The sequence below is a fragment of the Bradyrhizobium sp. LA6.1 genome (assembly GCF_040547805.1).
Lineage (GTDB): Bacteria > Pseudomonadota > Alphaproteobacteria > Rhizobiales > Xanthobacteraceae > Bradyrhizobium > Bradyrhizobium barranii.
In genome coordinates this window covers 1-2538 of the sequence record NZ_JBEPQK010000053.1, presented here as the reverse complement: position 1 = coordinate 2538, position 2538 = coordinate 1, and the positions used below count along the sequence as shown (strand labels likewise).

Below are 2538 nucleotides of genomic sequence, written 5' to 3'. Positions count from 1 at the left end.
GTCTCCCTCCGGCGAGGGCCGCCTTGTTGGATTAGTCCAATTGGTGCGTAACAGTCCTTATGGACAGCCATAAGCGCAGTACTCAGCTTGAACGGCTTGAGGTGGTCGAGACTGGTCGTCGTCGGCGCTGGTCGGATGACGAGAAGCTGCGGATCGTGAGCGAGAGCTTTGAAGCGCCGCGCGCTGTATCGTCGACGGCACGGCGCCATGGCATATCACGTTCGTTGCTGATGACATGGCGACGCGCGTTCGGGCCCGAGCCGATCAGCCCTCAAAGCGAACAATCTGGCTTTGCGCGGGTCGTCCTGGCCGCTGAGGTCGAGCCGGCGGTTGCTCCCACACCGCCGAGTGGGCAGATGGTGATCGTGATTGGCAGGGATCGTCGAGTGATTGTCGACGCCAGCGTCGATGCGGCAGCGCTGGCGCGGGTGCTGCAGGTTCTGGAGCGTCGATGATACCGATCTCTTCGAACGCACGGATCTGGATTGCGACCGGCCACACCGACATGCGCAAGGGCATGCAGGGTTTGTCATTATTGGTGCAGGAAAGCCTTGGTCGTGATCCGTTCGCCGGAGATGTCTTCGTGTTCCGCGGACGCGGCGGTTCGCTGATCAAGGCCTTGTGGCACGATGGAGTTGGACTGTCGCTCTACGCGAAGCGGTTGGACCGTGGCCGTTTTGTCTGGCCGTCGACGGTGGGCGGTGTGGTGGGGCTGAGCGCGGCGCAGATGAGTTATCTGCTGGAGGCGATCGACTGGCGCAATCCGCAGCACACGTGGCGGCCACAGAGCGCAGGATAGGCTCAAAAAAGTTCTGAGGTACGGAAGAAAAGACGCCTCAAATCGCCTCTTTTGTGATTCCATCGGGCCCATGGGTGACGGCCTTGAATCGCTGCCACACGACGTCGAAACGCTGCAAGCGGCATTGATCGTTGCTCGGGCGGAGGCTGCGGCCGCCCGTGCTCGGCAGTCCGACGACCAAGCGTTGATCGCTCATCTGAAGCTACAAATCGAGAAACTTAACCGCGACCGCCATGGTCCGCGCTCGGAGCGTACCGCGCGGCTATTGGATCAGCTTGAACTGACGTTGGAGGAGCTGGAGAGTTCGGCGACGGAGGACGAACTCACCGCCGAAATGGCCGCAACCAAAGCCACGAAGGTGGCGTCGTTCACGCGCAAGCGGCCGTCACGCCAGCCCTTCCCGGAGCATCTACCTCGCGAGCGGGTGATGCTGCCGGGACCTGTGGCGTGCGCCTGCTGTGGCGGCGCGCGGCTGTCCAAGCTCGGCGAGGACATCACCGAGACGCTGGAGGTGATCCCGAAATCCTGGAAAGTGATCCAGCACGTCCGCGAGAAGTTTACTTGCCGTGATTGCGAGAAGATCAGCCAGGCTCCGGCGCCGTTCCATGTGCTTGCCCGCGGCTGGGCGGGGCCAAGCCTGCTGGCGATGGTGCTGTTCGAGAAGTTTGGTCAACATCAGCCGCTGAACCGGCAAGCGGAGCGCTATGCCAAGGAGGGTGTGCCGATCAGTCTGTCGACCCTGGCCGACCAAGTCGGCGGCTGCACCGCGGCGCTGGCGCCTTTGTTCAAGCGCCTCGAGGCCTATGTGCTGAGCGCCGAGCGATTGCACGGGGACGACACCACGGTCCCGGTCCTGGCCAAAGGCAAGACCGACACGGGCCGGATCTGGGTCTATGTGCGCGACGACAAGCCTTTTGGCGGCCCGGCACCGCCTGGGGCGGTGTTCTATTACTCGCGCGACCGCGCCGGCGAGCATCCCCAGGGGCATCTGGCCGGTTACAGCGGCATCCTCCAGGCCGATGCCTATAGCGGCTATGGCAAGCTTTACGACCCAGGCCGCAACGCAGGTCCGATCCTGGAAGCCGCGTGCTGGGTCCATGCCCGGCGGCCGTTCTTCGTGATGGCTGATCTCGCCGAGAATGCGCGTCGCAAGGCTCAGGGCAAGAAGCCGGCAGTGATCTCGCCGCTGGCGCTGGAAACAGTCCGCCGGATAGACGCCCTGTTCGAGATCGAGCGAGGCATCAACGGCGAGACGCCCGAACGGCGCCGGGCCGTCCGCCAGGAACTGAGCGCGCCGCTGATCGCCGATTTAGCAGCCTGGATGCGCGAGCAACGCGCCAAGCTCTCACGTCGCAACGACATCGCCAAAGCAATGGACTACATGCTCAAGCGCTGGACCGCGTTCACACGCTTCCTCGACGACGGCCGCATCTGCCTGTCCAACAATGCAGCGGAGCGTGGCGTGCGCGGCATCGCTTTAGGTCGCAAGTCGTGGTTGTTCTGCGGCTCGGATCGCGGCGGCGAGCGGGCGGCGGTGATGTACAGCCTGATCGTCACCGCCAAGATGAACGATGTCGATCCGCAAGCCTGGCTCGCCGACGTTCTGGCGCGCATCGCAGAGCATCCCGTCCAAAGGCTCGACGAACTGCTGCCATGGAATTGGCGCTCTGCCATCCGGAACGTTGATCAAGCCGCCTGAGCCGAAAATGACCCGCGCGCGGTCTTCGCCGGATGCTTAC

Annotated in this window: 3 protein-coding genes; all 3 read left to right on the top strand. The window is 63.6% G+C overall.

All coding sequences use genetic code 11. The features are described from left to right. The first annotated feature begins 59 nt into the window (after positions 1 to 59). The 3 genes from tnpA to tnpC all read left to right on the top strand — a co-directional run bounded on the left by tnpA (position 60) and on the right by tnpC (position 2498). A complete protein-coding gene (tnpA, locus tag ABIB99_RS44390; RefSeq protein WP_247457812.1) occupies positions 60 to 455 on the top strand; it encodes an IS66-like element accessory protein TnpA in 396 nt (131 codons plus the stop codon). Continuing rightward, positions 452 to 799: an IS66 family insertion sequence element accessory protein TnpB gene (tnpB, locus tag ABIB99_RS44385; protein ID WP_247457811.1), complete on the top strand. Its 348-nt coding sequence runs from the start codon at positions 452 to 454 to the stop codon at positions 797 to 799. The genes tnpA and tnpB overlap by 4 nt, the downstream gene beginning before the upstream one ends. A gap of 70 nt (positions 800 to 869) precedes the next feature. Further along, positions 870 to 2498, top strand: coding sequence for an IS66 family transposase (gene tnpC / locus ABIB99_RS44380; RefSeq protein WP_354182289.1), 1629 nt, complete (start codon positions 870 to 872; stop codon positions 2496 to 2498). Positions 2499 to 2538 lie beyond the last annotated feature (40 nt).